The 25,376-nt window shown below is 69.1% G+C and carries 24 protein-coding genes and 1 pseudogene; 6 read left to right on the top strand and 19 right to left on the bottom strand.

Annotation, left to right across the window (positions count from 1 at the left end):
- The first annotated feature begins 63 nt into the window (after window positions 1-63).
- Window positions 64-1,182, top strand: coding sequence for an MFS transporter (locus EKG36_RS05155; RefSeq protein ID WP_425459578.1), 1,119 nt, complete (start codon window positions 64-66; stop codon window positions 1,180-1,182).
- Window positions 1,183-1,269: 87 nt separating this feature from the next.
- On the opposite strand, the gene EKG36_RS05150 is transcribed toward EKG36_RS05155, so the two are convergent.
- The 11 genes from EKG36_RS05150 to dksA all read right to left on the bottom strand — a co-directional run bounded on the left by EKG36_RS05150 (window position 1,270) and on the right by dksA (window position 13,644).
- On the bottom strand, window positions 1,270-2,445 hold the full coding sequence (locus tag EKG36_RS05150; RefSeq protein WP_126481724.1) for an acetyl-CoA C-acetyltransferase: 1,176 nt from the start codon (window positions 2,443-2,445) through the stop codon (window positions 1,270-1,272).
- Window positions 2,446-2,589: 144 nt separating this feature from the next.
- The gene (panD, locus tag EKG36_RS05145; protein ID WP_126481722.1) at window positions 2,590-2,970 is read right to left on the bottom strand and encodes an aspartate 1-decarboxylase; all 381 of its coding nucleotides are present in this window, start codon (window positions 2,968-2,970) and stop codon (window positions 2,590-2,592) included.
- A 38-nt stretch (window positions 2,971-3,008) separates the two neighbouring features.
- Window positions 3,009-3,857 carry a pantoate--beta-alanine ligase gene (panC, locus tag EKG36_RS05140; protein WP_126481720.1) on the bottom strand — a complete coding sequence of 283 codons (849 nt, stop codon included), beginning with the start codon at window positions 3,855-3,857 and terminating at the stop codon, window positions 3,009-3,011.
- Window positions 3,857-4,648 carry a 3-methyl-2-oxobutanoate hydroxymethyltransferase gene (gene panB / locus EKG36_RS05135; RefSeq protein ID WP_126481719.1) on the bottom strand — a complete coding sequence of 264 codons (792 nt, stop codon included), beginning with the start codon at window positions 4,646-4,648 and terminating at the stop codon, window positions 3,857-3,859. Before panB ends, panC begins: the two co-directional genes overlap by 1 nt.
- A gap of 105 nt (window positions 4,649-4,753) precedes the next feature.
- Window positions 4,754-5,251 carry a 2-amino-4-hydroxy-6-hydroxymethyldihydropteridine diphosphokinase gene (gene folK, locus EKG36_RS05130; protein WP_126481717.1) on the bottom strand — a complete coding sequence of 166 codons (498 nt, stop codon included), beginning with the start codon at window positions 5,249-5,251 and terminating at the stop codon, window positions 4,754-4,756.
- Window positions 5,248-6,645 (bottom strand): polynucleotide adenylyltransferase PcnB, encoded by a 1,398-nt coding sequence (gene pcnB / locus EKG36_RS05125; protein WP_126481715.1) that lies wholly within the window; start codon window positions 6,643-6,645, stop codon window positions 5,248-5,250. The genes folK and pcnB overlap by 4 nt, the downstream gene beginning before the upstream one ends.
- A gap of 855 nt (window positions 6,646-7,500) precedes the next feature.
- Window positions 7,501-8,922 (bottom strand): sigma-54-dependent transcriptional regulator, encoded by a 1,422-nt coding sequence (locus EKG36_RS05120; RefSeq protein WP_126481713.1) that lies wholly within the window; start codon window positions 8,920-8,922, stop codon window positions 7,501-7,503.
- Entirely contained in the window at window positions 8,900-11,860 is a 2,961-nt protein-coding gene (locus tag EKG36_RS05115; protein ID WP_126481711.1) for an ATP-binding protein, read from the bottom strand. Before EKG36_RS05115 ends, EKG36_RS05120 begins: the two co-directional genes overlap by 23 nt.
- Before the next feature lie 175 nt (window positions 11,861-12,035).
- Complete coding sequence (locus EKG36_RS05110) at window positions 12,036-12,215, bottom strand: hypothetical protein (protein ID WP_126481709.1); 180 nt, start codon at window positions 12,213-12,215, stop codon at window positions 12,036-12,038.
- A gap of 10 nt (window positions 12,216-12,225) precedes the next feature.
- Entirely contained in the window at window positions 12,226-13,125 is a 900-nt protein-coding gene (gene gluQRS / locus EKG36_RS05105; RefSeq protein ID WP_126481707.1) for a tRNA glutamyl-Q(34) synthetase GluQRS, read from the bottom strand.
- An 81-nt stretch (window positions 13,126-13,206) separates the two neighbouring features.
- Window positions 13,207-13,644 carry an RNA polymerase-binding protein DksA gene (gene dksA / locus EKG36_RS05100; RefSeq protein ID WP_126481705.1) on the bottom strand — a complete coding sequence of 146 codons (438 nt, stop codon included), beginning with the start codon at window positions 13,642-13,644 and terminating at the stop codon, window positions 13,207-13,209.
- Window positions 13,645-13,884: 240 nt separating this feature from the next.
- Here dksA and EKG36_RS05095 point away from each other — a divergent pair, with 240 nt between their 5' ends.
- Complete coding sequence (locus EKG36_RS05095; protein ID WP_126481703.1) at window positions 13,885-15,054, top strand: pyridoxal phosphate-dependent aminotransferase; 1,170 nt, start codon at window positions 13,885-13,887, stop codon at window positions 15,052-15,054.
- Window positions 15,054-15,806 carry a DNA/RNA nuclease SfsA gene (gene sfsA / locus EKG36_RS05090; RefSeq protein ID WP_126481701.1) on the top strand — a complete coding sequence of 251 codons (753 nt, stop codon included), beginning with the start codon at window positions 15,054-15,056 and terminating at the stop codon, window positions 15,804-15,806. The genes EKG36_RS05095 and sfsA overlap by 1 nt, the downstream gene beginning before the upstream one ends.
- A gap of 9 nt (window positions 15,807-15,815) precedes the next feature.
- Here the strand turns inward: sfsA and EKG36_RS05085 are convergent, their stop codons facing one another.
- The 6 genes from EKG36_RS05085 to EKG36_RS05060 all read right to left on the bottom strand — a co-directional run bounded on the left by EKG36_RS05085 (window position 15,816) and on the right by EKG36_RS05060 (window position 20,340).
- Window positions 15,816-16,265, bottom strand: coding sequence for a DUF4426 domain-containing protein (locus tag EKG36_RS05085; RefSeq protein ID WP_246007438.1), 450 nt, complete (start codon window positions 16,263-16,265; stop codon window positions 15,816-15,818).
- 49 nt (window positions 16,266-16,314) lie between these two features.
- Window positions 16,315-16,914, bottom strand: coding sequence for a methionine biosynthesis protein MetW (gene metW, locus EKG36_RS05080; RefSeq protein WP_126482173.1), 600 nt, complete (start codon window positions 16,912-16,914; stop codon window positions 16,315-16,317).
- Complete coding sequence (gene metX, locus EKG36_RS05075) at window positions 16,914-18,071, bottom strand: homoserine O-succinyltransferase MetX (RefSeq protein WP_126481699.1); 1,158 nt, start codon at window positions 18,069-18,071, stop codon at window positions 16,914-16,916. Before metX ends, metW begins: the two co-directional genes overlap by 1 nt.
- Before the next feature lie 37 nt (window positions 18,072-18,108).
- On the bottom strand, window positions 18,109-18,702 hold the full coding sequence (locus EKG36_RS05070; protein ID WP_126481697.1) for a YggT family protein: 594 nt from the start codon (window positions 18,700-18,702) through the stop codon (window positions 18,109-18,111).
- A 35-nt stretch (window positions 18,703-18,737) separates the two neighbouring features.
- Window positions 18,738-19,562: a pyrroline-5-carboxylate reductase gene (proC, locus tag EKG36_RS05065; RefSeq protein WP_126481695.1), complete on the bottom strand. Its 825-nt coding sequence runs from the start codon at window positions 19,560-19,562 to the stop codon at window positions 18,738-18,740.
- Window positions 19,563-19,623: 61 nt separating this feature from the next.
- Window positions 19,624-20,340 (bottom strand): YggS family pyridoxal phosphate-dependent enzyme, encoded by a 717-nt coding sequence (locus tag EKG36_RS05060; protein WP_126481693.1) that lies wholly within the window; start codon window positions 20,338-20,340, stop codon window positions 19,624-19,626.
- Between the two features lie 53 nt (window positions 20,341-20,393).
- Between EKG36_RS05060 and EKG36_RS05055 the strand changes: the two are divergent.
- Together EKG36_RS05055 and EKG36_RS05050 are read left to right on the top strand one after the other, a co-directional pair.
- Window positions 20,394-21,428, top strand: a pseudogene (locus EKG36_RS05055) (type IV pilus twitching motility protein PilT).
- A 27-nt stretch (window positions 21,429-21,455) separates the two neighbouring features.
- Window positions 21,456-22,598: a PilT/PilU family type 4a pilus ATPase gene (locus EKG36_RS05050; protein ID WP_126481691.1), complete on the top strand. Its 1,143-nt coding sequence runs from the start codon at window positions 21,456-21,458 to the stop codon at window positions 22,596-22,598.
- A 15-nt stretch (window positions 22,599-22,613) separates the two neighbouring features.
- Here the strand turns inward: EKG36_RS05050 and EKG36_RS05045 are convergent, their stop codons facing one another.
- Window positions 22,614-23,744 carry an anhydro-N-acetylmuramic acid kinase gene (locus tag EKG36_RS05045; RefSeq protein WP_126481689.1) on the bottom strand — a complete coding sequence of 377 codons (1,131 nt, stop codon included), beginning with the start codon at window positions 23,742-23,744 and terminating at the stop codon, window positions 22,614-22,616.
- 116 nt (window positions 23,745-23,860) lie between these two features.
- On the opposite strand from EKG36_RS05045, the gene tyrS reads away from it, so the two are divergent.
- Entirely contained in the window at window positions 23,861-25,060 is a 1,200-nt protein-coding gene (gene tyrS / locus EKG36_RS05040; protein ID WP_126481687.1) for a tyrosine--tRNA ligase, read from the top strand.
- A 129-nt stretch (window positions 25,061-25,189) separates the two neighbouring features.
- Here the strand turns inward: tyrS and EKG36_RS20605 are convergent.
- Window positions 25,190-25,376: hypothetical protein (locus EKG36_RS20605; protein WP_221766050.1), on the bottom strand; the 187-nt coding region annotated here is incomplete at its 5' end.

The raw sequence follows: 25,376 nt of genomic DNA, 5'->3' as shown, positions 1-25,376 counted from the left end.
GAGCCGACACCCGTCGCCAAGGCCATCACCGCACGCCGCGACTGGCTGGGCGTGGTGGCGGTGATGGTCGGCATCTTCCTGCTGGTCACCGCCGAGCAGTTGCCTATCGGCCTGCTCTCCCAGGTGGCTGGCGCGCTATCGGTCACGCCTGGCATCGCCGGGCTGCTGATCACCGTACCGGGGGTGGTGGCGGCCTTCGCTGCCCCGCTGCTGCCGGTGGCGGTGGGGCGCTTGGATCGCCGCCTGATGCTGACCGGGCTGATGGCGCTGATGACCCTGGCCTGCCTGGCGGGCGCCGTGGCCGGCAGCTTCGCCGTGCTGCTGGCCACCCGGGTGCTGGTGGGGGTGTGCATCGGCGGCTTCTGGGCCATCGCCGGGGGGCTGGCCTCGCGGCTGGTGGCGCTGGAGCAGGTGCCGCGGGCCATGGCGGTGATCTTCAGCGGCGTGGCCGGTGCCTCGGTGCTGGGCGTGCCGGCGGGCACCTGGCTCGGCGAGCAGACCGACTGGCGCATCGCCTTCGCCGCCCTGGCCGGCCTGAGCCTGGCGGTGACCCTGGCCCTGTGGGCGCTGCTGCCGCGCCTGCCGGCCCGACAGCCGGTGCGCCTGGCCAGCCTGGCGGGCCAGTTCGCCAGTCGCGGCGTGCGGGTCGGCGTGACCGTCACCGCCCTGATCGTGGTCGGTCATTTCGCCGCCTATACCTTCATCAGTCCGATCCTGCAGGACATCGCCGGAATTCCCCTGGCCAGCGTCAGCGGCCTGCTGTTGCTCTACGGGGGGGCGGGGCTGGCGGGCAACTTCCTCGCCGGCAGCGCCGCCGGGCGGTATCCCTATCTCACCGTGCTGGTCATCCCGCTGCTGCTCGCCGTTGCGACCCTGGCCTTCCCCTGGCTGGGTCGCCAGGCCCCCACGGCGATCGCCCTGCTGATGCTCTGGGGGGCGGTGTTCGGCAGCATCTCGGTCAGCCTGCAGACCTGGATCCTCAAGAGTGCGCCCAATGCCGAGGCCGCCACCGCGTTGATGGCCTTCGTCTTCAACCTGGCCATCGGGGTCGGCGCCATGGCCGGCGGCCGGGTGGTGGACAGCATCGACCTGTCGGGCGTGCTGTGGGCCGCCGGCGGCCTGTTCGCCCTCGCCGCGGGGATCGTGGCCGGTACGCCGTCACGGGTGGTGGGACGGTCCTGAACACGACAAGGCCCCCGCGATGCGGGGGCCTTCCGTGAGGACATGACGTGGGGCGGGCCGGGGGGCGCCCCGCCTCGTCAGGTCGGCCTAGCGCTCGATGGCCAGCGCCACGCCCTGGCCGCCGCCGATGCACAGGGTCGCCAGACCCTTCTTGGCATCCCGGGCGATCATCTCGTGGACCAGGGTCACCAGGATGCGGCAGCCGGAGGCGCCGATGGGGTGGCCGATGGCGATGGCGCCGCCGTTGACGTTGACCTTCGAGGTGTCCCAGCCGAGCTCCTTGTTGACCGACAGGGCCTGGGCGGCGAAGGCCTCGTTGGCCTCGACCAGGTCGAGGTCGTCGAGGCTCCAGCCGGCCTTCTCCAGGCAGCGGCGAGTCGCCGGGGCCGGACCGATGCCCATGATCGAGGGGTCGACGCCGGCGTTGGAGTAGGCCTTGATGCGGGCCAGCGGCTCGAGCCCCAGGGCCTTGGCCTTCTCGGCGGAGCACAGCATGACCACGGCGGCGCCGTCGTTGATGGAGGAGGCGTTGCCGGCGGTGACGGTGCCGTCCTTCTTGAAGGCCGGGCGCATGCCGGCGAGCTTCTCGGCGGTCACGTCGCGGGGCCCCTCGTCGGTGTCGCAGACCAGCGGGTCACCCTTGCGCTGGGGGATCTCCACCGGGACGATCTGGCCCTTGAACTTGCCTTCCTTGATGGCGGCCGCGGCCTTCTGCTGGGAGGCGGCGGCGAACTCGTCCATCGCCTCGCGGGTGATGCCGTATTTCTCGGCCAGGTTCTCCGCGGTGATGCCCATGTGGTAGCCGTTGAAGGCGTCCCACAGGCCATCGTGGACCATGGAGTCGATGGCCTTCCAGTCCCCCATGCGCTGGCCGGTGCGCGAGTTGGGCAGCACGTGCGGCGACAGCGACATGTTCTCCTGCCCACCGGCCAGGATCAGCTCGGCATCGCCGCAGAGGATCGCCTGGGTGGCCAGGTGCAGGGCCTTGAGGCCGGAGCCGCAGACCTTGTTGATGGTCATGGCGGGCACGGCATCGGGCAGGCCGGCCTTGATGGAGGCCTGGCGCGCCGGGTTCTGGCCGGTGCCTGCGGTGAGTACCTGACCGAGAAGGACCTCATCCACCTGGTCGGGTGCCACGCCGGTACCAGAGAGGATGTCCTTGATGACATGGGCGCCGAGGTCGCTGGCGGGGACGCTGGCCAGGGAGCCGCCGAAGGTGCCGACGGCGGTACGGCGCGCGGCAACGATCACCACTTCTTGCATGGGGGTTACTCCTGAAGTTCAACGGACGGGCGTCCGTTCAGCATAGGGGACGCTTGTGCACTGCGGCAATCCCCGGTGGAGTGAAAAGCGCGGAACTTCAGTATAGGCGAGGAGGGAGGGGCCGGGGCAGCGCCCCGGCGAGGCTCAGGCCAGCTGCACCGGGATGGCGTTGCTGGTGTGGCTGATGGCGTTGCCTTCCTGCAGGTAGACCAGCGCCGGCTCGTGGCTGTCGAGCTCGGCCTCGCTGTACTGGGCGTAGCTGCAGATGATCACCCGCTGGCCTTCGCTGGCCAGGTGGGCGGCGGCGCCGTTCACCGAGATCACCTTGGAGCCTTCCTCTGCGCGGATGGCGTAGGTGGTGAAGCGCTGGCCGTTCTCGACGTTGTAGATCTGGATCTGCTCGTTCTCGCGGATGCCGGACAGGTCCAGCAACTCGCCGTCGATGGCGCAGGAGCCCTCGTAGTTCAGTACGGCGTGGGTGACGCGGGCCATGTGCAGCTTGGCCTTGAGCATGATGGTCAGCATGGGAGCAACTCCTCTCTTGCTTGGCGGTGGCCGGGCCCTCAGCGGGGGAGGGTCAGCGACAGGTTGTCGATCAATCGGGTCGGGCCCAGGCGCGCCGCAACCAGCAGTACGGCCTCGCGCGTCGTCTCGACGACCGGGCCCAGGTCGGCGGCGCGAAGTTCCAGGTAGTCGGGGGCGAAGCCGGCCTCGCGCAGGCGCGAGAGGCCGGCCGCGAGGGTCGGGGCCGGCGCCTCGCCGGCCTGCAGTGCCTGGCGCAGCTCGACCAGGGTCTGCTGCAGGCGGGGCGCCACGGCGCGCTGGGCCTCGCTCAGGTAGCCGTTGCGCGACGACAGGGCCAGCCCGTCCGCGGCGCGCACGATGGGCACGCCGACCACCTCTACCGGCAGGTGCAGGTCGCTCACCAGGCGTCGGATCACCGCCAGCTGCTGGTAGTCCTTCTCGCCGAAGCAGGCCACGTCGGGCTGCACCAGGTTGAACAGCATGGTCACGATGGTGGCCACGCCGTCGAAGTGGCCGGGGCGCGCCCCGCCGCACAGTCCCTCCGAGACCTCCGGCACGCTGACCCGGGTCTGGGCAGCGAGGCCTCGTGGATAGAGCGTGGCTTCGTCGGGGGCGAACAGCAGCTCGCAGCCGGCCGCCTCGAGCCGAGCCTGGTCCTCGGCGAGGGTGCGCGGATAGGCGTCCAGGTCCTCCCCGGGACCGAACTGCATGGGATTGACGAAGATGGTCGCCACCACCACGTCGGCCCGGCGCCGCGCCTCGTCGACCAGTGCCAGGTGGCCATCGTGGAGGTTGCCCATGGTCGGCACCAGGCCGATGGTGCGGCCTGCGCGGCGGTGGGCCGCCAGACGCTCGCGCAGCGCCGGGATCTCGTGCAGGGTGTGCATCAGAAACAGTGCTCCTCGGCGGGGAAGCGCCGCGCCTTGACGTCCTCGTGGTAGCGCCGGAAGGCGCCCTGGATGTCATCGGCCTCCGCCATGAAGTTCTTCACGAACCGCGGGCTGCGCCCGGCGGTCACGCCGAGCACGTCATGCATCACCAGTATCTGGCCATCGACGTCCGGTCCGGCGCCGATGCCGATCACCGGCACCTCGAGGGCCTCGGCCACGGCGCGCCCCAGGCTCGCCGGCACGCACTCGAGCAGGATCACCGAGGCGCCGGCCTCGACCAGGGCACGGGCATCCTCGAGGATGCGGCTGGCCTGGTCGGCATCGCGGCCCTGGACCTTGTAGCCGCCCAGCTGATAGACGGTCTGCGGGGTCAGTCCCAGATGGGCGCAGACCGGGACGCCGCGGCGGGTCAGCTCACGGATGCCATCGGCCATCCAGGCCTCGCCCTCCACCTTGACCAGCTCGGCCCCGGCGCGCATCAGGGCCCCGGCGTCCTGCAGCAGGCGCTCGGTGCTCGTGTTGCTCATGAACGGCAGGTCGACCATCAACAGGCTCGCCCCCTTGCCACGCGTCACGCAACGGGTGTGGTAGCAGACGTCGTCCAGGGTCACCGGCAGGGTGCTGGCGTGCCCCTGCAGGACCATGCCCAGGGAATCTCCGACCAGCAGCACCTCGACCCCGGCCTCACGGGCGGCGTGGGCGAAGGTGGCGTCATAGGCGGTCAGGCAGCTGAAGGTCTCACCGGCGCGCTTGAAGGCCTGCAGCGTGCTCAGGGTGACGGTTTTCATGGCGTGCTCTCGTGTCGTCGGTGGGGCACCGGGCCCCATGTGTAACCCGCAATTGTTACCCGAACCGGGTGAGAGTGTCGATAGGTAACACCCATCCCCCTGTCCTCAGGGCGAGGGTAACACCTGCTGCAGGTCACGTCGGTCCAGGGACGCGGCCAACGCCTCGATCCAGCGACCATCCGGCAGGCGCAGTTCCGGGGCCAGCTCGGCCAGGGGCACCAGCACGAAGGCGCGCCGCACCATTTCCGGGTGGGGCAGGGTCAGCCGCGGCGTCGACAGCTGCCGGTCATCGAACAGCAGCAGGTCGAGGTCCAGGGTCCGGGGACCCCAGCGACGGGCGCGGACCCGGCCGTGATGCTGCTCCAGGGCCTGCAGCTGGTCGAGCAGGGCCAGTGGTGATAGGCGCGTCTCCAGCTCGGCCACCGCATTGACGAAGTCCGGCTGGTCGGCGGGACCGACCGGACGGCTGGCATAGCGTCGCGAGGCCCGCCGACGGCGGGTCAGCGGCAAGGCGTCGAGCTCGTCCAGGGCGCGCTCGACATGGTCGTGGGGGCCGTCGAGATTGCTGCCCAGGCCGATCCAGGCGATATGCACAGGGCTCATTCGTCGGTCGGAGGCTTGCGCGGCTTGCGGCGGCGGCGGCGACGCTTGCGGGGCGCGTTGGTGCCGGCCGGGTCGGCGCCCACCTTGCTCAGCAGGCGGCGTTGCTCGTGCTCGTCGGCGTCCTGGAAGGCGGTCCACCAGTCGCCGAGCCCGGGCGCCAGCTCGCCGGCAGCCTCGCGGACCAGCAGGAAATCGTAGGCGGCGCGGAAGCGCGGGTGCTCGCGGGTCTGGAAGACCCGCTTGCCGCGGCGCAGCGGCAGGCGCTGCTGCAGGTCCCAGATGTCGCGCATCGGCAGGCTGAAGCGCTTGGGGATGGCGACGTGCTGGAGCTGGCGCGAGATGACCTTCTGGGAGGCCGCCTGCAGGGCCGGGATCGGCGGCATGCCGTCGTCTTCGAGTTCCCGCTGGCGCAACTGTACCGGCCCCCACAGCAGGGCCGCGAAGAGGAAGGCCGGGGTCACCGGGCGTTCCTCGTGAATGCGCCGGTCGGTGCTGGCCAGGGCTCGCTCCACCAGCGGCTCGGCCCACTCCAGCTGAGCCATGGCCTCGTCGGCCTCGGGGAACAGCATGGCGAACAGGCCATAGTCGCGCAGCAGCCGGAAGGTTTCGACACCGTGGCCGCTCATGAACAGCTTGAGCACCTCGTCGAACAGCCGGGCCGGCGGTACCTGGAGCAGCAGGGGGGCGAGCTCGTGGACCGGTGCCTCGCTGGCGGGGTCCAGGTGGAAGTCGAGCTTGGCGGCGAAGCGCACGGCGCGCAGCATGCGCACCGGGTCCTCGCGATAGCGTGTCGCCGGGTCGCCGATCAGCCGCAGGGTGCGGGTCTCGATATCGCGCACGCCATCGGCGAAGTCGTGGATCGAGAAGTCGGCGATATTGTAGTAGAGGGCATTGATCGTGAAGTCGCGGCGCAGGGCGTCCTCCTCGATGTTGCCCCAGACATTGTCGCGAAGCAGCATGCCGTCGTTGGACTGCTGGGCGATATGGTCGCCATGGTCGTCGCCGGGTTTGCCGCGGAAGGTGGTGACCTCGATCACCTCGCGACCGAAACGGACGTGGACGATGCGGAAGCGGCGGCCGATGATGCGCGAGTTACGAAACAGCTCCCGGACCTCTTCCGGCGTGGCGTCGGTGGCCACGTCGAAGTCCTTGGGCATGCGGCCCAGCAGCGAGTCGCGGATGCAGCCACCGACCAGGAAGGCCTCGTGCCCGGCGTTGTGCAGCCGGTAGAGCACCTTGAGCGCGGCATCGCTGAAGTGCTGGCGCGATACCGGATGCTCCTGGCGGGGGATGATGCGAAGCACGGGGTTGCCGGCCGACGCATCCTGAGGGCCGAACAGCGACCTGATGTGCTCGCCCGGGCTCTGCAGAAAGCGGGTAAAACCTTTGATCATGCGGCGTTATCGACTCGCGGGGGTACGAAAAGCGTTGAGTGTAGCGGACGGCCGACACCTTGCAAAGGATGAGCGCCTCTGGCATCGGGGCCGCACAAGCAAAAGGGGAGGCCATTGGCCTCCCCCGTCAAGCAAGGTGCAGCATCCCTGCTGCTGGTTCTTCTTCGTGATGGCGCATCGCCTTGAATACGCACCACAGTCACCAAGGAGTTCTCAGGCAAGCAATGTTGTTGTCGTTGTTGACGTTCCTGACGGCGACCGCCTCGTATTCAAAACAATAATCCAACCACGACGGCATGGTGTCATACCTTCCCCCGACGTCTTGTTCTTGTTGACGGGGGTGCACCTCGCCGGCCCTTGTTGTTGTTCGTGGCCGTTGGTGGTGCGTCGCGTCCTGGTTCCGGGCTTCGAGCGTGTTGTTGTTGTTGACCTCGAAGGACTCGCGCTCTGTGTCGCCGTTGTTCTTGTTGTCGACATCGCGCTCAAAAGTCGCGGGCCCGGCGTCTTGTTGTTGTTGCTGGTTCGGGCCCCAGTCACCTCGCGTCGACCTTGTTGTTGTTGGGAGTCGAGGGTGACATCCGGAAATTGTTTTTCTTGCCCTAGATATTGCAGAGGCTGTGCCATGATATGGAAAAAATCATAAAAACAGTGGCTTAGGTTTTGCTGGCCGATGAGTGCGACGAGCAGTCGGGCGATGTGTTACCCCGTCGGCGCCATCATGGGGCAGGGGGTGTGTGGGAAGGTAACAGATGGTGCAGGCGAGGCCGCCGAGACCTCAAAAAGCGCACCCGCGGCAGGAGCCGCGGGTGCTAGCACTTTGGTCGGGTTGACGCCGGCATCACGTCGCGTGGGCTGTCAGCTGGCGCTGCGCCTCGGCCCCTTCTTGCGGGGTATCCCCAGGCGCTGGCGGCGTTCCCAGAGGCATTTGCGACTGATGCCCAGCTTCTGGGCCAGCTCGGTCTCGCTCATCTGGTCCTGGTGCTCGAGCACGAAGTGCTGGAAGTAGTCCTCCAGGGAGAGATCCTCCTCGTCGAGTCCAGGCTCCTCCTCGCCGTCGGAGTCGCCGCTGGATGTCGACGGCCCGGGGGTCTGGCCCGCCGGCTCGGGAGGGCGGGGCGCCGGGGTTGGCCGCGGCCCCGGGGAGAGCCCCAGGTCGTCGGGGTGGATCAGGTGACCCTCGGCAAGGATGACCCCGCGCTCGAGGGCATTCTCCAGCTCACGGACATTGCCCGGCCAGGGGAAGTCGCGGATGACCCGCCGGGCGGCGCGGGACAGGCGCAGTCCTTCCCGGTCATGTCGCTGGCAGGCCTTGTCGAGCAGTACATCGGCGATCTCCAGGATGTCGTCCTCGCGGTCGCGCAGCGGTGGCAGGTCGATCTGCATCACGTTGAGGCGGTAATAGAGGTCGAGGCGGAATTCGCCGGTCTTCGACAGGGCGCGCAGGTCGCGGTGGGTGGCGGCGATCAGGCGCACGTCCACGTGGCGGGTCTCCACCGAGCCGATCTTGCGGATCTCGCCCTCCTGCAGGACACGCAGCAGGCGGGCCTGAGCATCCAGGGGCAGCTCGCCGATCTCGTCGAGGAAGAGGGTGCCGCCGTCGGCGGCCTCCACCAGGCCGGTGCGCGCGGCGCTGGCCCCGGTGAAGGCGCCCTTCTCGTGGCCGAACAGCTCGGACTCGATCAGTGTTTCGGGAATCGCGGCGCAGTTGACGCAGACCAGCGAGGCCGCGGCACGCTTGCTCTGTTGATGGATGGCCCGGGCGACGAGTTCCTTGCCGGTGCCGGACTCGCCCTGGATCAGTACGGTGACGTCGGCCGGGGCGGTCTTGCGGATGCGAGTGTAGACCGCCTGCATGGCCGGACAGTTGCCGATCATGGTCTGGCGCTGGCCGCCGGGCTCGGTGATGTCGGGCGGCTCGGCGCGGTGGGTGGCCTGCTGGTGCAGCACCCGGGCGACGGTCTCGAGTAGCTCGTCATGGTCGAAGGGCTTGGCCACGTAGTCCACGGCCCCGAGTTTCAGGGCCTCCACCGCCGAGCGCATGCTGGCGTAGCTGGTCATGATCAGCACCGGCACCGGCGCGGCCCGGGCGATCAGTTCGGTGCCGGGCTCGCCCGGCAGGCGCAGGTCGCTGATCACCAGGTCGAAGCGCTGCGGGTCGAGGTCCAGCGCCTCGGGCACGGAGCCCGCCTCGCTGACCGTGTGGTCATGGCGCTCCAGCAGCCGCCGCAGGGCGCTGCGAATGATGGCTTCGTCTTCAACGATCAGAATCCGGCTCATCGGGGGTTTCACCATCCTCTTGGTTGAGCGGCAGCCACAGCAGGATGCGGGTGCCGGTTGCCTGCTCGGCGGGAGGAGACTCGATCTCGATCTGGCCGCCATGCTCGGCGACGATGCTGTAGACCAGCGGCAGGCCGAGGCCCGTGCCCTCACCGGCTGGCTTGGTGGTGGTGAAGGGCTCGAACAGGTGGTCGCGCACCCGTTCGTCGATGCCATGGCCCTCGTCGGTGACGCTGACCAGCAGCCAGCCCCCCCGGGGCGCGGCATCGATGATCACCCAGCCGCCCGGATCGCTGGCGTCCCGGGCGTTGCCGATCAGGTTGATCATCACCTGCTGCAGGCGTTGGCTGTCGCCGAGCACCTCATGGGACGGCGGGCAACGGTTCTCGTAGTGGACATCCTCCCCCGAGCGGGCGAGGTGGATCAAGTGCAGGGCCTCGTCGGTCACGGCGGCCATCGACACCGGGGCGAAGGTCGTGCCGGCCACATGGCGACCGCCATGGGCGAAGCCCACCAGCGACCCGACGATTCGCGAGACCCGGTCGGTGAGCTGCTGGATCTGGTCGGCAGTCTCCAGCAGCGCGGGGTCGTCGGTGTCATAGCGCAGGTTCTGGGCCAGCGAGGAGATGCCGGTGATGGGGTTGCCGATCTCGTGGGCCACGCCGGCGGCCAGCTGGCCGATCGAGGCCAGGCGGGCGGCATGGACCAGCTCGTCCTCCAGCCACTTCATCTCGCTGTGATCCTCGACCAGGATGACGTTGCCGCCGGGCTCGTGCTGGTCCTCGTGCAGCTCGGCCTTTTGCAGGCTCAGGTAGCGCAGGCCCTTGGCCAGGGTCACCGGCTGCTTGTAGAGGTGGTTCGCGGGCTCGGCCAGGATCTGGCCGAGCAGGGCGTTCCAGGGCGGCGGCAGGTAGTCGCGGTGGGCGCCGATGACCGATTCGCCCTCGATGCCGGAGAGTTCGGCCAGGGCATCGTTCCACATCAGCAGCTCGCCATCCTCGCCGAAGGCGCATAGCCCCACCGGCAGGCGGGTCAGGGTGCGCCGGTGATAGCGGCGCAGGCCGTCGAGCTCCCTTGCCAGGCCGGTGAGCCGCGAGCGATAGGCTTCCAGGCGGCTCTCGACGAAGTGGATGTCCTCGGTGGCATCGGGGCCGTCCTGCCGATAGGGCAGGAAGCGGTCGACGATGTCCTGGGCTACCGAGGGCCCCATCAGGCCGGAGAGATTGGCCTGGATGCGGTCGCGCAGGCGGCGCAGGGCATAGGGCCGGCCGTCCAGGGGCGACAGCTTGAGCGCCGCCAGGGCGCGGTCCACCTCGCGGTTGGCGACCTCCTCGCCCAGGGCGCGGGCCAGGTGGTGCTTGATCTCCTCGCCGTTGGCGGCCACCAGCGGCAGGCGCATGGGGCGGATCACCGCGTCCACCGAGCAGGCCTCGGCGGCGGCGCGCTCGCCGGCCGAGGTGCGGGTGGCCAGGGAGACGAGGATGAAGGTCAGGATGTTCGCGGCCAGCGAGACCAGGGTCACGACGTACCAGTCGGGATCGCCGGCCAGCACCTCGAGCCCCGGGGGCAGGATCACCAGGGGCGGGAGCTGGCTGAGCAGCGGCACCCAGAGCCCGGCAAGCCATACCAGCACGCCCATCACGAGGCCGGAGACCATCCCCTTGCGGTTGGCCCCGGGCCAGTAGAGCAGCGCCAGCATGCCGGGCAGGCACTGGGCCATGCCGATGAAGGAGGCCAGGCCCAGGGTCGAGAGGTCGTGGTGCACGCCCACGGTGCGGTAGAACACCCAGCCGCCGAAGATCACCGCGGCGATCAGTCCCCGGCGCAGCCAGCGCAGCCAGCGGTAGAGGTCCGGCTGGGCGATGGGCGGGTGCGCCACCAGTACCAGGTGGTTGAGGATCATCCCCGACAGCGCCAGGGAGATGATGATCATGGTGCCGCTGGCTGCGGCCAGGCCGGCGATGAAGGCCAGCGCCCCTACCCACCAGGATGAGGAGAGCGTGAAGGCCAGGTAGGCGGCACTGGTGTTGCCGATGTCGACACCCAGCCGCTGGGCCCCCCACAGGATCAGTGGCACCGGCAGCGCCATCAGCAGCAGGAACAGCGGCAGGGCCCAGCCGGCCTGGAGCAGGGTGCGCCGGTTGAGGGTCTCGGCGAAGGTGATATGAAACATGTGCGGCATCAGGAAGGCCGCGGCGAAGAACAGCAGCAGCAGGGTGCGCCACTGGGCGGGGTCCAGGTGGGCGGTCTCCGCCTGGGCAGGGTGGCCCGGGCCGTCGAGCCAGGCCTGGAGGTCGGCGGGCCCGTCGAAGATGCCGTAGAGGGCGAAGGCGCCGAGGGCCAGCATGGCGCCGAGCTTGACCACCGACTCGAAGGCGATGGCTGCCAGCAGGCTGTCGTGGCGGGCGTTCAGGTGGCTGTGCCGGGCGCCGAAGAGGATCGCGAACAGGGCGATCAGGCAGCAGAAGGCCAGCGCCAGCCACTCCGGGGAGCCGGCCCCGGACAGCAGGTGGATGGCGTTGCCCATGGTCTGCACCTGCAGCGCCAGCAGGGGCAGCACCGCCAGCAGGCTCACCAGGGTGATCAGGGTCCCGACCCAGCGCGAGCGGAAGCGGAAGGCGAAGAGGTCGGCCAGCGAGGCCAGCTGGTAGGTCCGGGTCATGCGCTGGATGGGCACCAGCAGTACCGGGGCGAGCAGGAAGGCTCCCGCCACGCCCAGGTAGTAGGCCAGGTAGCCGAAGCCGCTGCGGCTGGCCTGCTCGATGCTGCCGTAGACCGCCCAGGCGCTGGCATAGACGCCCAGCGCCAGGGTATAGACCGCCGGGTGGCGGACCAGGCGCGTCGGCAGCCAGCCGCGTTCCACGGCCACGGCACAGAGGAACAGCAGCAGCAGGTAGCCGACACCGAGGGCCAGCAGGCTGGCAAGGCTGGTGCTCATCGAGGTGTCTCCCAAGTGCCCTGTTTCAGCGGTTGACGGTAGCACTCCGGCGGCCCCTCGGGCCGCCAGGCGGCGTTGCCACTCCTCGCCATAGCGCTGCTATGCCGCGTCGCGGCGCCTGGCCAGACGGCCCGAAGCGCTCGGCATCTCTTCAACGAAGCTCCGAAACAGGCCACTAGCGCCGCTCGTCGAGCTTGCGTTTCTGTTCCAGCCACAGGGTCAGCGCGATCAGTACCCCCCAGATGACGAAGGGGCGGTACCAGGCGACCCCGGGGCTGCCCCAGCCGCTCATCAGCAGCGGCGAGAGCAGGTAGCCGCCGAAGACCAGGAACAGCATGATGCGATAGACGTACAAGGGCCTCTCCTCAGGGCGTGGCGGCATCATCCGGCAGGCGGCGCTCGAACTCGGCACGCAGGCGCTCCGGCTCCCAGCGGGCGATGGCCCAGTCGAGTTGCTCCGCCACCGGGGCGATGGCCAGCTCGGCGGGCGGGGCCTGGTCCAGGACGTCCAGGGCGCGGTGCAGCAGGGGGCGCACGGCGGCGTCCGCTTCCGGCAGGGCGGGGGCCATGTTCTGCTTCGACAGCTTCTGGCCATCGCCACCGAGGATCAACGGCAGGTGCAGGTAGCGGGGCACCGGCAGTCCCAGGGCCTCCTGCAGCTGGCGCTGCCAGGGGGTGTTGTCGAGCAGGTCGGCGCCGCGCACCACGTCGCTGATGCCCTGGTCGGCGTCGTCCACCACCACGGCCAGCTGGTAGGCCCAGAGGCCGTCCTTGCGCTTGAGCACCACGTCGCCGAGTGTGGCCGGGTCGAAACTCTGGCGGCCGAACAGCCGGTCCTGCCAGATCACCGGGCGCAGTCCCAGGTCGCTGCGCAGCCGCCAGGCCACCGGCTTGCCGGGCTCGCGGACGCCCCTGCGGCACCAGCCGGGGTAGATCGGGTAATCCCGCCACTGCTTGCGCGAGCAGCTGCAGGGATAGGCCAGGCCCTTGGCTTCGAGGTGCGCCAGAGCCGCCGCATAGGCGGCATCACGGTCGTGCTGCCAGGTCACCGGGCCGTCCCAATGCAGGCCGAAGGCCTCCAGCTGGCGCAGGATGGTGTCGGCGGCGCCGGAAGGACAGCGCGGCGGATCGATGTCCTCGATGCGGACCCCCCAGTGACCGTTGCGGTGGCGGGCGTCGAGGAAGCTGGCCAGGGCCGCGATCAGCGAGCCGAAGTGCAGGGGCCCCGAGGGCGTCGGGGCGAAGCGGCCGCGGTAGGCGTTCATGGACGGCTCCGGGGCGAGAGGACGAACAAGCGAACGGGCACCCGGGGGTGCCCGTCGAGAGGCTGGCCTCGGCGCGAGACCTCAGCCGCCGAGCTGCTTCTCCTTGAGCTCGGCCAGGGTCTTGCAGTCGACGCACAGGGTCGCGGTGGGACGGGCCTCGAGGCGGCGGATGCCGATCTCGACGCCACAGGCGTCGCAGAAGCCGTAGTCGTCCTCGTCGATCTTTTCGATGGTCTCGTTGATCTTCTTCAGCAGCTTGCGCTCACGGTCGCGGGTGCGCAGTTCGAGGCTGAAGCCCTCCTCCTGGGTCGCCCGGTCGGCCGGATCGGCGTAGTTGTTCGCCTCCTCCTGCAGGTGGCGCACCGTGCGGTCCACTTCCTCCATCAGTTCCTGTTTCCAGCCCAGCAGGATCTGTCGGAAGTGCTCGAGCTGCTTCTCGTTCATGTACTCTTCACCCGGAGCCGGCTCGTACGGGGTGAATTTCTTGGGCGCTTCCATCTTCTTTTCTGCTACTGGCATGGGACTGCCTCGTTACTTGAGTGACTGCTGATCAATACCCGCCGCGGTGCTAAGGTATCTCACGCCAAAGGGATGCTTGTTTAGCGAAAAAACTCGGGCTTTGCAACACCTCCCTGAGTGAGGACTGCGTCGGCACTCCAAAAGTCGTAACATGCAAAGTTTGACTATGGCAGGCCAGAAAGATGCCCGCCACGCCGGCGTGTCGTCGACGGGCCGGCCGCACCGTGCAAGGAGACCCCCATGCCCTGGAGTTCGCGCCTCGATGCCGTCGCTCCCTTCCGCGTGATGAGCCTGCTGGAAAGCGCCCAGGCCCGGGAGGCCGCGGGTCATGACGTCATTCACCTGGAAGTGGGCGAGCCGGACTTCCCCACCCCCGCGCCGGTGCTGGCGGCGGGCCAGCAGGCGCTGGCCCGGGGCCAGACCCGCTACACTCCGGCCGCCGGACTGCCGGCCCTGCGCGAGGCCATCGCCGGGCACTACGCCCGCCATTTCGGTGCCGAGGTCGACCCACAGCGAATCCTGGTCACCCCCGGGGCCTCCGGGGCCCTGTTGCTGGCCAGCCAGCTGCTGGTGGAGGCCGGTGACCGGGTGCTGATGGCCGATCCCACCTATCCCTGCAATCGCCACTTCATGGCGCTGGCCGGGGCCGAGGTCGACGTCGTGCCGGTGGGGCCAGCGAGCGGCTGGCAGCTGGACGCCGAGCTGGTGGCCCGCCACTGGGGCGAGGCCACGCGGCTGGCGATGCTGGCCTCGCCCTCCAACCCCACCGGCCACATGCTCGACGCGGCGGGACTCGCGGCGGTGGCCGAGACCGTGGCGGGCCGCGGCGGGGCGCTGCTGGTCGACGAGATCTACCAGGGGCTCTGCTACGAGCTGGCGCCGCTCTCGGCCGCCGCCGTCGCGCCCGAGGCCTTCGTGGTCAACAGCTTCTCCAAGTACTTCGGCATGACCGGCTGGCGCCTGGGCTGGCTGGTGGCCCCCGAGGCGGCCGTCGAGCCGCTTACCCGGCTGGCCCAGAACGTCTTCCTGGCCGCCCCCACGCCGGCCCAGCATGCCGCCCTGGCGGCCTTCAGTCCCGAGTGCCGTGAGCTGCTGGAGGCGCGCCGCGGCGAGCTACAGCGTCGCCGCGACGCCCTGCTCGCCGGCCTGGCGGGCCTCGGGCTGGCGCCGGACCTGCCGCCCCAGGGGGCCTTCTACCTGTGGCTCGACATCGCCCGCTACAGCCGCGACAGCGAGGCCTTCTGCCGGCGCCTGCTGGAGGAGGAGAACGTTGCCATCACCCCGGGCACCGACTTCGCCGTGCACGGCGGCGAGCACCATGTGCGCATCGCCTTCACCACCGACATCGCCCGGCTGGAGGAGGCGGTGGCGCGCCTCGGACGCTTCCTGGCCCGGCAGGAGGGCGGCTGATGCGCTATCCGGCGCTGGTGCCCGGCACCCTGCTGCGGCGCTACAAGCGCTTCCTGGCCGACGTGCGGCTCGACGACGGGCGCGAGGTGCTCGCCCACTGCCCCAATACCGGCTCCATGCGCGCGGTCGACGTCCCGGGCTGCCGGGTATGGCTGTCGCCCAGCGACAATCCCCGGCGCAAGCTGGCCTGGACCTGGGAGCTGATCGAACTGCCGCAGCCGGAGGGCGCCAGGGCGCTGGCCTCGGTGCACACCGGACGGACCAACCGCATCGTCGAGGAGGCGCTTGAGGCCGGGGATATCGGGGAACTGGCGGGCCTGGGCCCGCTGAAGCGCGAGGCCCGGATCGGGGGCGCCCATCGCGCCCGACTGGATTTCCGGCTGGGAGACGCGGACGGCGCGGCGGCCTATGTCGAGGTCAAGCAGGTGACCCTGCGCGAGGCGGATGGCCACGGCTATTTCCCCGACGCGGTCAGCGCGCGGGGGCGCCGGCACCTCGAGACGCTGGCGGGGCTCGCCGCCGCGGGGCAGCGCGCCGTGCTGCTGTTCTGCGTGGCTCACGAGGGCATCGGCGACGTGGCCCCCGCGAGTCACCTGGACCCGGCCTATGCCGAGGCGCTGCGGCGGGTCGCCGCCCAGGGCGTGGAGGTGCTGGCGCGGGCCTGCCGCTTCGACCGGGAGCACGGTCGCCCCCGGGGCGTCGCGCTCGGCGAGGCCCTGCCGGTCGATCTCGAGCGACGCTTCCCGGGCTAGCTCAGGCCACTAACGGTCGATATAGAAGCGCTGGATGAAGCTCACATCGACCGGGGCGGCATTGCGGTCGGGGGCCACCTCGAGTTCGAAGCGCATCGGCTCGCCCTCGTGGATGCGGAAGGTGGCGATATGGTAGATGCTGTCGCCATCCCGCACGGTCCGGAAGCGCAGCGACAGCGGCTGGCCGGTGAGGCCGCTGACCTGGCCGTCGACCCGGGCGTTCACCGAGCGCGGCGCGCCCTCGCTTTGCTCCTGCAGCACGCTGACGTTGAGCATCCCGGTGACGCGACTGCGCTGGATACCCGCCGCCGCTGCCACCTCGGGGGCGAGGAAGCTGGTGTTCAGGGCGTTGTAGTGGATCTGGTAGTCGCCGACCTGCTCGAACTGCTGGGCCTGGGCCAGGGGCACGGCCAGCAGCAGGCTGGTGGCCATCGCACCCAGGGTCTGTCGAATCGTCATGCCGTCTGCCCTCCTGTCGCGAAATCGGTCCTCGTGCGTCATCCCCGGCTCAGCCCGGGTGGCGGGCGACCCGGAAGATGGCGATCTCGCCGAACAGGTTAGGCCACCACCGCGAGGTCCAGTGCCCCTCATGGTCGCCGATGCCCACTGCCCGGTCGACGATTATCAGACCCTTGTCCCGGCACAGGTGTTCAAAGTCGTTGAACGTCGACAGGTGGATGTTGGGCGTGTCGTACCAGGCATGGGGCAGCGACTTGGAGACCGGCATGTAGCCGCGCAGACCCAGATAGGCGCGGTGCCGCCAGTAGGCGAAGTTGGGGAAGGTGATGATGCACTCCCCGGCGACCCGCAGCATCTCGTCGAGCATGCGGTCGGGGCGGCGCAGGGCCTGCAGGGCCTGAGTCATCACCACCAGGTCACAGGCATCGTCCTCGAAGTTGGCCAGGCCCTCGTCGAGGTTCTGCTCGATGACGTTGACGCCGCGGGCCAGGCAGGCGGTGATGCCCTCGGGGTCGATCTCCAGCCCGTAGCCGGTGACGCCCTTGTCGCGGGCCAGCGCGGCCAGCAGGGTGCCATCACCGCAGCCCAGGTCGAGCACCCGGGCGCCCTCGGGCACCCAGCCGTGGATCCGTTTCAGGTCGGCGCGCATCATGGGCGGTCCTCCAGTCCCTGGTCGCGGGCCACGCGCTGCATGAAGGCGGCGAACACCGCCTGGTAGCGCGGTTCGGGCAGCAGGAAGGCATCGTGACCGTGGGGCGAGTCGATATTGGCGTAGCTGACCGACTTGCCGGCACGGATCAGGGCGTTGACCAGTTCCTTGGAACGCCACGGCGGGAAGCGCCAGTCGGTGGAAAAGCTGACCACCAGGAAGGGACAGTCGGCCGGTGCCACGGCCGCCGCCAGGTCGCCGCCGTGGGCCGCGGCCGGGTCGAAGTAGTCCAGTGCCTTGGTCATCAGCAGGTAGGTGTTGGCATCGAAGGACGTCGAGAAGGTATCGCCCTGGTAGCGCAGGTAGGACTCCACCTGGAACTCCACGTCATAACCGAAGTTGAGGTCCTCGCTGCGCAGGTCGCGGCCAAACTTGCTGCCCATGGCGTCTTCCGACAGGTAGGTGATGTGGCCCACCATGCGGGCCAGCTTGAGGCCGCGTCGGGGCAGGGCGCCGTGGTCGGCGTAGTGGCCATCGAAGTAGTCCGGGTCGGAGCGGATGGCCTGGCGGGCCACCTCGTTGAAGGCGATGTTCTGGGCCGAGAGCTTGGGCGTCGCGGCGATCACCACGGCGTTGGCGATGCGCTCGGGGTAGCTCAGCGTCCACTGCAGCACCTGCATGCCGCCCAGGCTGCCGCCGACCACCGCGGCGAAGCGCTCGATGCCCAGGCGGTCGGCCAGCCGAGCCTGGCTGTGTACCCAGTCGCTCACCGTCATCATCGGGAAGTCGGGCCCCCAGGCCTCGTCGGTCTCGGGGTTGAGGCTGGTGGGGCCGGTGCTGCCATGGCAGCCGCCGAGATTGTTCGCCGAGACGACGAAGAAGCGGTCGGTGTCGATGGACTTGCCGGGGCCGATGTGGGCGTCCCACCAGCCGGGCTTGCGCTCATCCCGCGAGTGGTAGCCCGCGGCGTGGTGGTGCCCGGACAGGGCGTGACAGATCAGGATGGCGTTGCTGCGCTCGGCATTGAGGGTGCCGTAGGTCTCATAGACCAGGTCATAGGCCTGCAGCGTCCTGCCGCAGGCCAGGGCAAGCGGGTCGTCGAAGTGCGCCGTCTCGGGCGACACCAGGCCGACCGAATCGCGGGGAAGCTCGGTCATCGGGCGTGTCGTGTCCAGTCGTTGTGGTGGCGTTGTCTTAGAGGCCGACCAGGGCGCCGACGATACCGGCGGCACGGATCAGCGAGCCCACCACGATACCATCGATGAGACTGATGGCGATGAACACCACGATGGGCGAGAGGTCGAGCATGCCGAGCGGGGGGATCACCCGCCGCACCGGGGCCATGATCGGCTCCACCAGCTGCATGACCAGGATGGCCCCCGGATGGCTGGCACGGGGCGCCACCCAGCTGAGGATGATCATCACGATCAGCGCGAAGAAGTAGATCTTGAGGATGGCGTTGGCCAGCGCCGCCACGGCCCCGATGGCCAGGTCGTCCACCGGGGCCATGCCGTAGCCGGCGATCTGCAGGATGGCGATGATGGCCACCAGCTTGATGACGAAGCCGCAGGCCAGGGTGGCCAGGTCGAAACGCCCCATCACCGGCCCCAGAAAGCTCTGGAAGGGGCGTACCGCCGGCTGGGTGATCTTCACCACCGACTGGCTGATGGGGTTGTAGTAGTCCGCCCGTGACGCCTGCAGCAGGAAGCGCAGCATCAGCAGGAACAGGTAGATATTGACGAGGGTGTTGACCAGCAAGAGGCCGGCATTTCCCAGTTGACTGCCCATCAGGGCTCCTCCATGTCGCGTGTATGCTTGCCGGCTCAGCGCTTGCCGAGTTCCTCGGCCATCTCCCGGGCGCGCTCGGCGCAGGCGGTCATGGCCTGCTGCATGATGTCCCGCAGGCCAGCGTCTTCCAGGTGCTCGATGGCGCGCTCGGTGGTGCCGCCCGGCGACATCACGTTGCGCTTGAGCTCGCCGGGCGGCTTGTCGCTGGCCATCGCCATGCGCGCGGCGCCGAAGGCGGTCTGCATGGCCAGTCGCCGGGCGGTGTCCGCGGGCAGGCCGAGCCTGGCGCCGGCCTCTTCCATGGCCTCGAACATCAGGAAGAAATACGCCGGGGCGCTGCCGGAAACGGCGGTCACGGCCTCCAGCAGGGCCTCCTCCTCGACCCACTCGACCAGGCCCACGGCCTCGAGCAGCTCGGTGGCCAGGCGGCGTTGGGCCTCACTGACCCGCGGGTTGGCATACAGGCCGGCGGCCCCGGCGCCGACCAGCGAGGGAGTGTTGGGCATGCAGCGCACCACGGCAAGTTCCCCGCCGAGCCAGCTCTCCAGGGTCTCCGCGGGCAGACCGGCCGCCACCGAGAGGATCAGCGGCTTGCGGGCCTGTACGGCGTCGCGCATGGCGCTGCACACGTCGTGCATGATCTGCGGCTTGACCGCCAGCACCACCACGTCCGCATTCGCCACCGCGGCGGCGTTGTCGGTCTCGGTGTGGATGCCGAGCTTCTCGCGGACCGGAGCGAGCATGTCGTCGCTGGGCGAGGTGGCGGTGATGGCCTCGCGGGGATACCCGCTGTCGATCATCCCGCCGATGATGGCGCTGGCCATGTTGCCGGCGCCGATGAAGGTGACTTGGCTTGCCATGGTGTTGTCCTGTCTGGGTCGACGAGTGGAGCCGCCGGCGGGCCGGCGGCGTCGTGGGCTATCAGTCGTTGGTATCAGGCCGACGGCGTTCGCCGAAGATGGCCGTACCGAGTCGTACCAGGGTGGCGCCTTCCTGCACCGCGGCCTCCAGGTCGCCGCTCATGCCCATCGAGAGGGTATCGAGCTCGGCGTCCGGGAAGCGCGCGCGTAGTGCCTCCAGGGCCTCGCGCAGCCGGGCGAAGGGCGCGCGCTGGGCCGTCGGGGTCTGGGCCGGGGCCGGGATCGCCATCAGTCCGCGCAGCGAGAGCCGGGGCATCGCCAGCACGGCCTCGGCCAGCGAGGGCAGGGCCGCGAGGGTGACCCCGGACTTCGAGGCCTCGCCGCTGATGTTGACCTGCAGGCAGACATTCAGCGGCGCCATGCCCGCCGGGCGTTGATCGTTGAGACGCCGGGCGATCTTCTCGCGGTCTACGCTATGTACCCAGGCGAAATGGGCGGCCACGTCTCGGCTCTTGTTGGACTGCAGGGGGCCGATGAAATGCCAGACGATGTCGTCCAGGTCGGCGAGCTCGGCCTGCTTGTCCAGGGCCTCCTGGACGTAGTTCTCGCCGAACTCGCGCTGGCCGAGCCGCCAGGCCTCGCGGATCAGGGCGGCGGGCTTGGTCTTGCTGACCGCCAGCAGCCGCGCCGCGTCGGGGGCACGGCCGGCATCGGCCAGCGCCGCCTCGAGGCGGCGGCGGGCCGCGGTCAAGGAATCGGAAAGTACCAGATCCGTCATGTCGCGAGGTCTGTCATACTAAGAACACCTTATCCCGGGAGCAGGGGAAACGCATGGATATTACCGAACTGCTGGCATTCTCGGCAAAGCAGAACGCCTCGGACCTGCATCTGTCGGCGGGTCTGCCGCCGATGATCCGTGTCGATGGCGATATTCGCCGGCTCAATGTGCCGGCCATGGAGGACCGCGAGGTCCGCAAGCTGATCTACGACATCCTGGCCGATCGCCAGCGCCGGGATTTCGAGGAGTTCTGGGAGACCGACTTCTCCTTCGAGGTCCCGGGCGTCTCGCGCTTCCGTGTCAACGTCTTCAACCAGGCGCGTGGCGCCGGCGCGGTGTTTCGTACCATTCCTTCCGAAGTGTGGACCATGGCGGATCTGGGCATGGGCGACGTCTTCCGCCGCCTGTCCATGCTGCCTCGGGGGCTGGTGCTGGTGACCGGCCCCACCGGCTCGGGCAAGAGCACCACGCTGGCGGCGATGATCGACTACGTCAACTAGAACCGCTTCGAGCACATCCTGACCATCGAGGACCCGGTGGAGTTCGTCCATCGCAGCAAGCGCTGCCTGGTCAACCAGCGCGAGGTGCACCGCGACACCCACGGTTTCGCCCCTGCCTTGCGCAGTGCCCTGCGCGAGGACCCCGATGTCATCCTGGTCGGCGAGATGCGCGACCTGGAGACCATTCGGCTGGCGCTGACCGCGGCCGAGACCGGCCACCTGGTGTTCGGCACCCTGCACACCACCTCGGCGGCCAAGACCATCGACCGGATCATCGACGTCTTCCCCGGCGACGAGAAGGCCATGGTGCGCTCGATGCTCTCCGAGTCGCTGCAGGCGGTGATCTCCCAGGCGCTGCTCAAGCGCCAGGGCGGCGGCCGGGTCGCGGCCCACGAGATCCTCATCGCCACTGCCGCGGTGCGCAACCTGATCCGCGAGGACAAGGTGGCGCAGATCTACTCGGCAATCCAGACCGGCGGGAACCTGGGCATGCAGACCCTCGATGCCTCCCTGGCGCGCCTGGTGGCCGACAACGTGGTGGCCCGGGAAGAGGCCCAGGCCAAGGCCAAGGCCGTCTTGGCGAGCTGAAGCGGGTGACCGGCAAGGAGTCCTGACATGACCGCAAAAGAATGGCTGTACCAGCTGCTGGACATCATGATCGAGAAGGATGCCTCGGACCTGTTGATCTCCGTGGCGGCGCCGCCGACCCTGAAGATGGCCGGCAAGCTGACGCCCATGGGCGACCAGGGGCTGAGCATCGCCCAGGTCACCGAGCTGGTGACGGCCTCGATGCCGGAGGTGCCTCGCCAGCGTTTCATCAACGAGCACGAGGCCAACTTCGCGCTCAGCCTGGAGGGGCGGGGCCGTTTCCGGGTCAGCGCCTTCCAGCAGCGCAACCAGCCGGCCATGGTGATCCGCCGCATCGCCTTCGAGATTCCGCACCTGGAGGAACTGTCGCTGCCCACGGTGCTCGGCGATCTGGCCAACCACAAGCGCGGCCTGGTGTTCGTGGTTGGTGGCACCGGCACCGGCAAGTCGACCACCCTGGCCTCGATGATCCAGCAGCGCAACGAGACCATCGGTGGCCACATCATCAGCGTCGAGGATCCCATCGAGTACGTGCACCCGCACCGCAAGGCGATCATCAACCAGCGCGAGGTGGGCATCGACACCGAGTCCTACGAGGTGGCGCTCAAGAACACCCTGCGCCAGGCCCCGGACGTCATCCTGATCGGCGAGATCCGTACGCGGGAGACCATGGAGCATGCCCTGACCTTCGCCGAGACCGGCCATCTCTGCCTGGCGACCCTGCACGCCAACAACGCCAACCAGGCACTGGACCGGATCATCCACTTCTTCCCCCACGAGCGGCATGAGCAGGTCTGGCTCGACCTGTCGCTGAACCTGCGCGCCATCGTCGCCCAGCAGCTGCTGCCCACGATGGATGGTGGGCGCTGCCCGGCCATCGAGCTCATGCTCAAGTCGCCGCTGATCGGCGACCTGATCCGCAAGGCCGAGGTGTCCGAGGTCAAGAACATCATGGCCCGTTCCCGGGACCAGGGCATGCAGACCTTCGACCAGGCCCTCTATGACCTCTTCAAGCAGGGACGCATCACCGAGGAGGTGGCGCTGGTCCACGCCGACTCGGCCAACGACCTGCGCATGATGATCAAGTACGGCGACGAGCGGGGCGAGGGGCTGGCCGAGGCCAAGGAGGCGGCCAGCCATCTGTCGCTGCGCGGCGAGGACGATTACTAGGCAGGGAGCGGTCGCTCAGGGGGCGTAGACGCCCCCCAGCACGCGTGGCCCGGCGGCGCCGGTGACCGAGGGCAGGTTGCCCGGCAGCCCCTCGAGGCGGCGCCAGGCCAGCCAGGCGAAGGCCGCGGCCTCCAGCCAGTCGGCGGGCCAGCCCAGGTCGCGGCTGTCCTCCAGGGGCGTCTCGGGGAGGCGGCGCGCCAGGCGGGCCAGCAGGTCGGGGTTGTGGGCCCCGCCGCCGCACGGGATCAGTCGCCCGGCGGGGGGCGCCGCCAGCGATTCTCGCGCCATCTCGATGCCCAGGGCCACGCTGGCGGCAGTCAGTTCGGCGAGGGTCGCCTGGACGTCCGCCGGCGCTTCCCCGCCCGACAGTCGCGCCGTCAGCCAGTCCAGGTGGAATACCTCCCGCCCGGTGCTGCGCGGCGGCGGGCGGTGGAAGAAGGGTTCGCCGAGCAGGCGCTCGAGCAGCGCCTCGTCGACCCGGCCCGAGGCCGCCCAGGCTCCACCCTCGTCGAAGCGCCCGCCCCGATGGCGCCCATGCCAGGCGTCCAGCAGGGCGTTGGCTGGCCCGGTATCGAAGCCCAGGGGCGGGCGCTCGTCGCCGGCCGGGGGCAGCAGGGTCAGGTTGGCGAAGCCACCCAGGTTGAGCACCAGGCGCCACTCATCGGCAGACCGGAACAGCGCCTCATGGAACGCCGGTGCCAGCGGCGCGGCCTGACCGCCCGCGGCCAGATCCCGGCGACGGAAGTCGGCGACCACCCGGCAGCCGGTGAGCTCGGCCAGCCGGCTGGGGTTGTCGAGCTGCAGGGTATAGGCCGGCCCCTCGCCATGCCCCCAGGGGGCATGCTCGATGGTCTGGCCATGGCTGCCGATGGCGGCGATCGCCGAGGCGTCAGTGCCGCTGGCAGCCAGCAGGCCCGCCACTGCCTCGGCTTGCAGCGCGCAGAAAGTCTGCTCGGCAGCGGCGAGCTCGGCGAAACTCACGCGCTCGGCATGGCACAGCTGCCACAGGGCGTCGCGAAGCTCGGCCGGCATCGCCGCACCGTGGGTGGCCACCAGGCATGGCGGGGTGTCTGCGGCGATGTCGACCAGGGCGGCATCGATGCCATCCAGGCTGGTGCCGGACATCAGGCCGATATACAGGGGCATGGGGGACTCCCGGGAAGGGCTCAACCGTCGATGGCTGGCATGATAACATTCTCTGCCATTGCCAAAGTCCATCGCCGCCCCGAACACGGGCCGCCCTGTCGAGTGGAGAGGAGAGCATGTCCGATGTCGCCGACGCGCTAGCGTTGCTCAAGCGTGGTACCCACGAGATCCTGCTCGAAGACGAGCTGGAGAAGAAACTGGCCTCCGGCCGCAAGCTGCGCATCAAGGCGGGCTTTGACCCCACCGCCCCCGACCTGCACCTGGGGCACAGCGTGCTGCTCACCAAGATGCGCCAGTTCCAGGATCTCGGCCACGAGGTGATCTTCCTGATCGGCGACTTCACCGGGCGCATCGGCGACCCCACCGGCAAGAACGTCACCCGCAAGCCGCTCACCGAGGCCGAGGTCAAGGCCAATGCCGAGACCTACAAGGAGCAGGTGTTCAAGATCCTCGATCGCGACAAGACCGAGGTGCGCTTCAACGCCGAGTGGTTCGCCGCGATGAGTGCCGCCGACATGATCGAGCTGGCCGGCCAGAGCACTGTTGCCCGCATGCTGGAGCGCGACGACTTCGAGAAGCGCTACAGGTCCGGCCAGGCCATCTCCATCCACGAGTTCCTCTACCCGCTGGTCCAGGGCTACGACTCCGTGGCCCTGGAGGCCGATGTCGAGCTGGGCGGTACCGACCAGAAGTTCAACCTGCTGATGGGGCGCGAGATCCAGAAGCATTTTGGCCAGGAATCCCAGGTGGTCATCACCATGCCGCTGCTCGAGGGCCTCGATGGCGTGCAGAAGATGTCCAAGTCGCTCGGCAATTACGTGGGCGTCGACGAGGCGCCTGGCACCATGTTCAACAAGCTGGTGTCCATGCCCGACAGCCTGATGTGGCGCTACTACGAGTTGCTGTCCCTTAAGAGCAACGAGGAGATCGATGCCCTGAAGCGCGACGTCGAGGGCGGCGCCAATCCCCGCGACATCAAGATGGAACTGGCCCGGGAGCTCATCGCCCGCTACCACGGCGAAGAGGCCGCGGCCACGGCTCATCGCAGTGCCGGCAACCAGCTGGCCGAGGGCGAGCTGCCGGAGGACCTGCCGGAGGTGGAGGTCGACTTCGAGGGCAACGCCCAGGCGCCCATCGCCGCGGTGCTCAACCGGGCCGGGCTGACCAAGAACAGTGCCCAGGCCAAGGACATGCTCGGCAACGGTCGGGTCAAGGTGGATGGCCAGGTGGTGGCCCGGGACCACATGCTCGACGGCGGGCGCAGCTATGTCATCCAGGCCGGCAAGAAGCGCTATGCCCGAGTGACCATCACCTGACGGCGTCGCGCCCGACGTCGATGAACGCCCGCTCCGTGCGGGCGTTCGTGTCTCTGGCGGAAGCAGCGATCTATCCACAACGGGTGCTGGTCGAGACCGGCTGTGGATAGTCTGGCGTGGGGGTGGTTGTCATCGCGGCTTCATGGCGCCGACACGCCCCTGAAACTTTTTCCTCCGCAGGGCTTGCGCCACCCCCGGAGAATCCGTAAAGTACGCATCCGCTGCCGGCGACGGGCAACGTTGCAGGCGGTGATGAGTGGCAGAAGTGCTTGTTTCTTCGAGGGTTTTTTGAAAAGACCCGGTTGACAGGCTCGCC

The organism is Halomonas nitroreducens (genome assembly GCF_003966155.1).
GTDB classification, from domain to species: domain Bacteria; phylum Pseudomonadota; class Gammaproteobacteria; order Pseudomonadales; family Halomonadaceae; genus Halomonas; species Halomonas nitroreducens.
The sequence above is the reverse complement of the archived record's forward strand: the minus strand, read 5'-3'. Positions and strand labels throughout refer to the sequence as shown.

Coding starts and splice junctions, on each gene's coding strand:
- gluQRS (WP_126481707.1), bottom strand. CDS start 13,125: ATGAACGCCTACCGCGGCCGCTTCGCCCCGACGCCCTCGGGGCCCCTG.
- EKG36_RS05070 (WP_126481697.1), bottom strand. CDS start 18,702: ATGGGCAGTCAACTGGGAAATGCCGGCCTCTTGCTGGTCAACACCCTC.
- pcnB (WP_126481715.1), bottom strand. CDS start 6,645: ATGATCAAAGGTTTTACCCGCTTTCTGCAGAGCCCGGGCGAGCACATC.
- folK (WP_126481717.1), bottom strand. CDS start 5,251: ATGAGCCCTGTGCATATCGCCTGGATCGGCCTGGGCAGCAATCTCGAC.
- dksA (WP_126481705.1), bottom strand. CDS start 13,644: ATGCCAGTAGCAGAAAAGAAGATGGAAGCGCCCAAGAAATTCACCCCG.
- EKG36_RS05115 (WP_126481711.1), bottom strand. CDS start 11,860: ATGAGCACCAGCCTTGCCAGCCTGCTGGCCCTCGGTGTCGGCTACCTG.
- panC (WP_126481720.1), bottom strand. CDS start 3,857: ATGCACACCCTGCACGAGATCCCGGCGCTGCGCGAGCGTCTGGCGGCC.
- sfsA (WP_126481701.1), top strand. CDS start 15,054: ATGCGCTATCCGGCGCTGGTGCCCGGCACCCTGCTGCGGCGCTACAAG.
- EKG36_RS05095 (WP_126481703.1), top strand. CDS start 13,885: ATGCCCTGGAGTTCGCGCCTCGATGCCGTCGCTCCCTTCCGCGTGATG.
- EKG36_RS05045 (WP_126481689.1), bottom strand. CDS start 23,744: ATGCCCCTGTATATCGGCCTGATGTCCGGCACCAGCCTGGATGGCATC.
- metX (WP_126481699.1), bottom strand. CDS start 18,071: ATGACCGAGCTTCCCCGCGATTCGGTCGGCCTGGTGTCGCCCGAGACG.
- proC (WP_126481695.1), bottom strand. CDS start 19,562: ATGGCAAGCCAAGTCACCTTCATCGGCGCCGGCAACATGGCCAGCGCC.
- EKG36_RS05150 (WP_126481724.1), bottom strand. CDS start 2,445: ATGCAAGAAGTGGTGATCGTTGCCGCGCGCCGTACCGCCGTCGGCACC.
- EKG36_RS05120 (WP_126481713.1), bottom strand. CDS start 8,922: ATGAGCCGGATTCTGATCGTTGAAGACGAAGCCATCATTCGCAGCGCC.
- panD (WP_126481722.1), bottom strand. CDS start 2,970: ATGCTGACCATCATGCTCAAGGCCAAGCTGCACATGGCCCGCGTCACC.
- tyrS (WP_126481687.1), top strand. CDS start 23,861: ATGTCCGATGTCGCCGACGCGCTAGCGTTGCTCAAGCGTGGTACCCAC.
- metW (WP_126482173.1), bottom strand. CDS start 16,914: ATGCGCGCCGACCTGAAACGGATCCACGGCTGGGTGCCCGAGGGCGCC.
- EKG36_RS05085 (WP_246007438.1), bottom strand. CDS start 16,265: ATGACGATTCGACAGACCCTGGGTGCGATGGCCACCAGCCTGCTGCTG.
- EKG36_RS05060 (WP_126481693.1), bottom strand. CDS start 20,340: ATGACGGATCTGGTACTTTCCGATTCCTTGACCGCGGCCCGCCGCCGC.
- EKG36_RS05050 (WP_126481691.1), top strand. CDS start 21,456: ATGACCGCAAAAGAATGGCTGTACCAGCTGCTGGACATCATGATCGAG.
- EKG36_RS05155 (WP_425459578.1), top strand. CDS start 64: ATGGTCGGCATCTTCCTGCTGGTCACCGCCGAGCAGTTGCCTATCGGC.
- panB (WP_126481719.1), bottom strand. CDS start 4,648: ATGAAAACCGTCACCCTGAGCACGCTGCAGGCCTTCAAGCGCGCCGGT.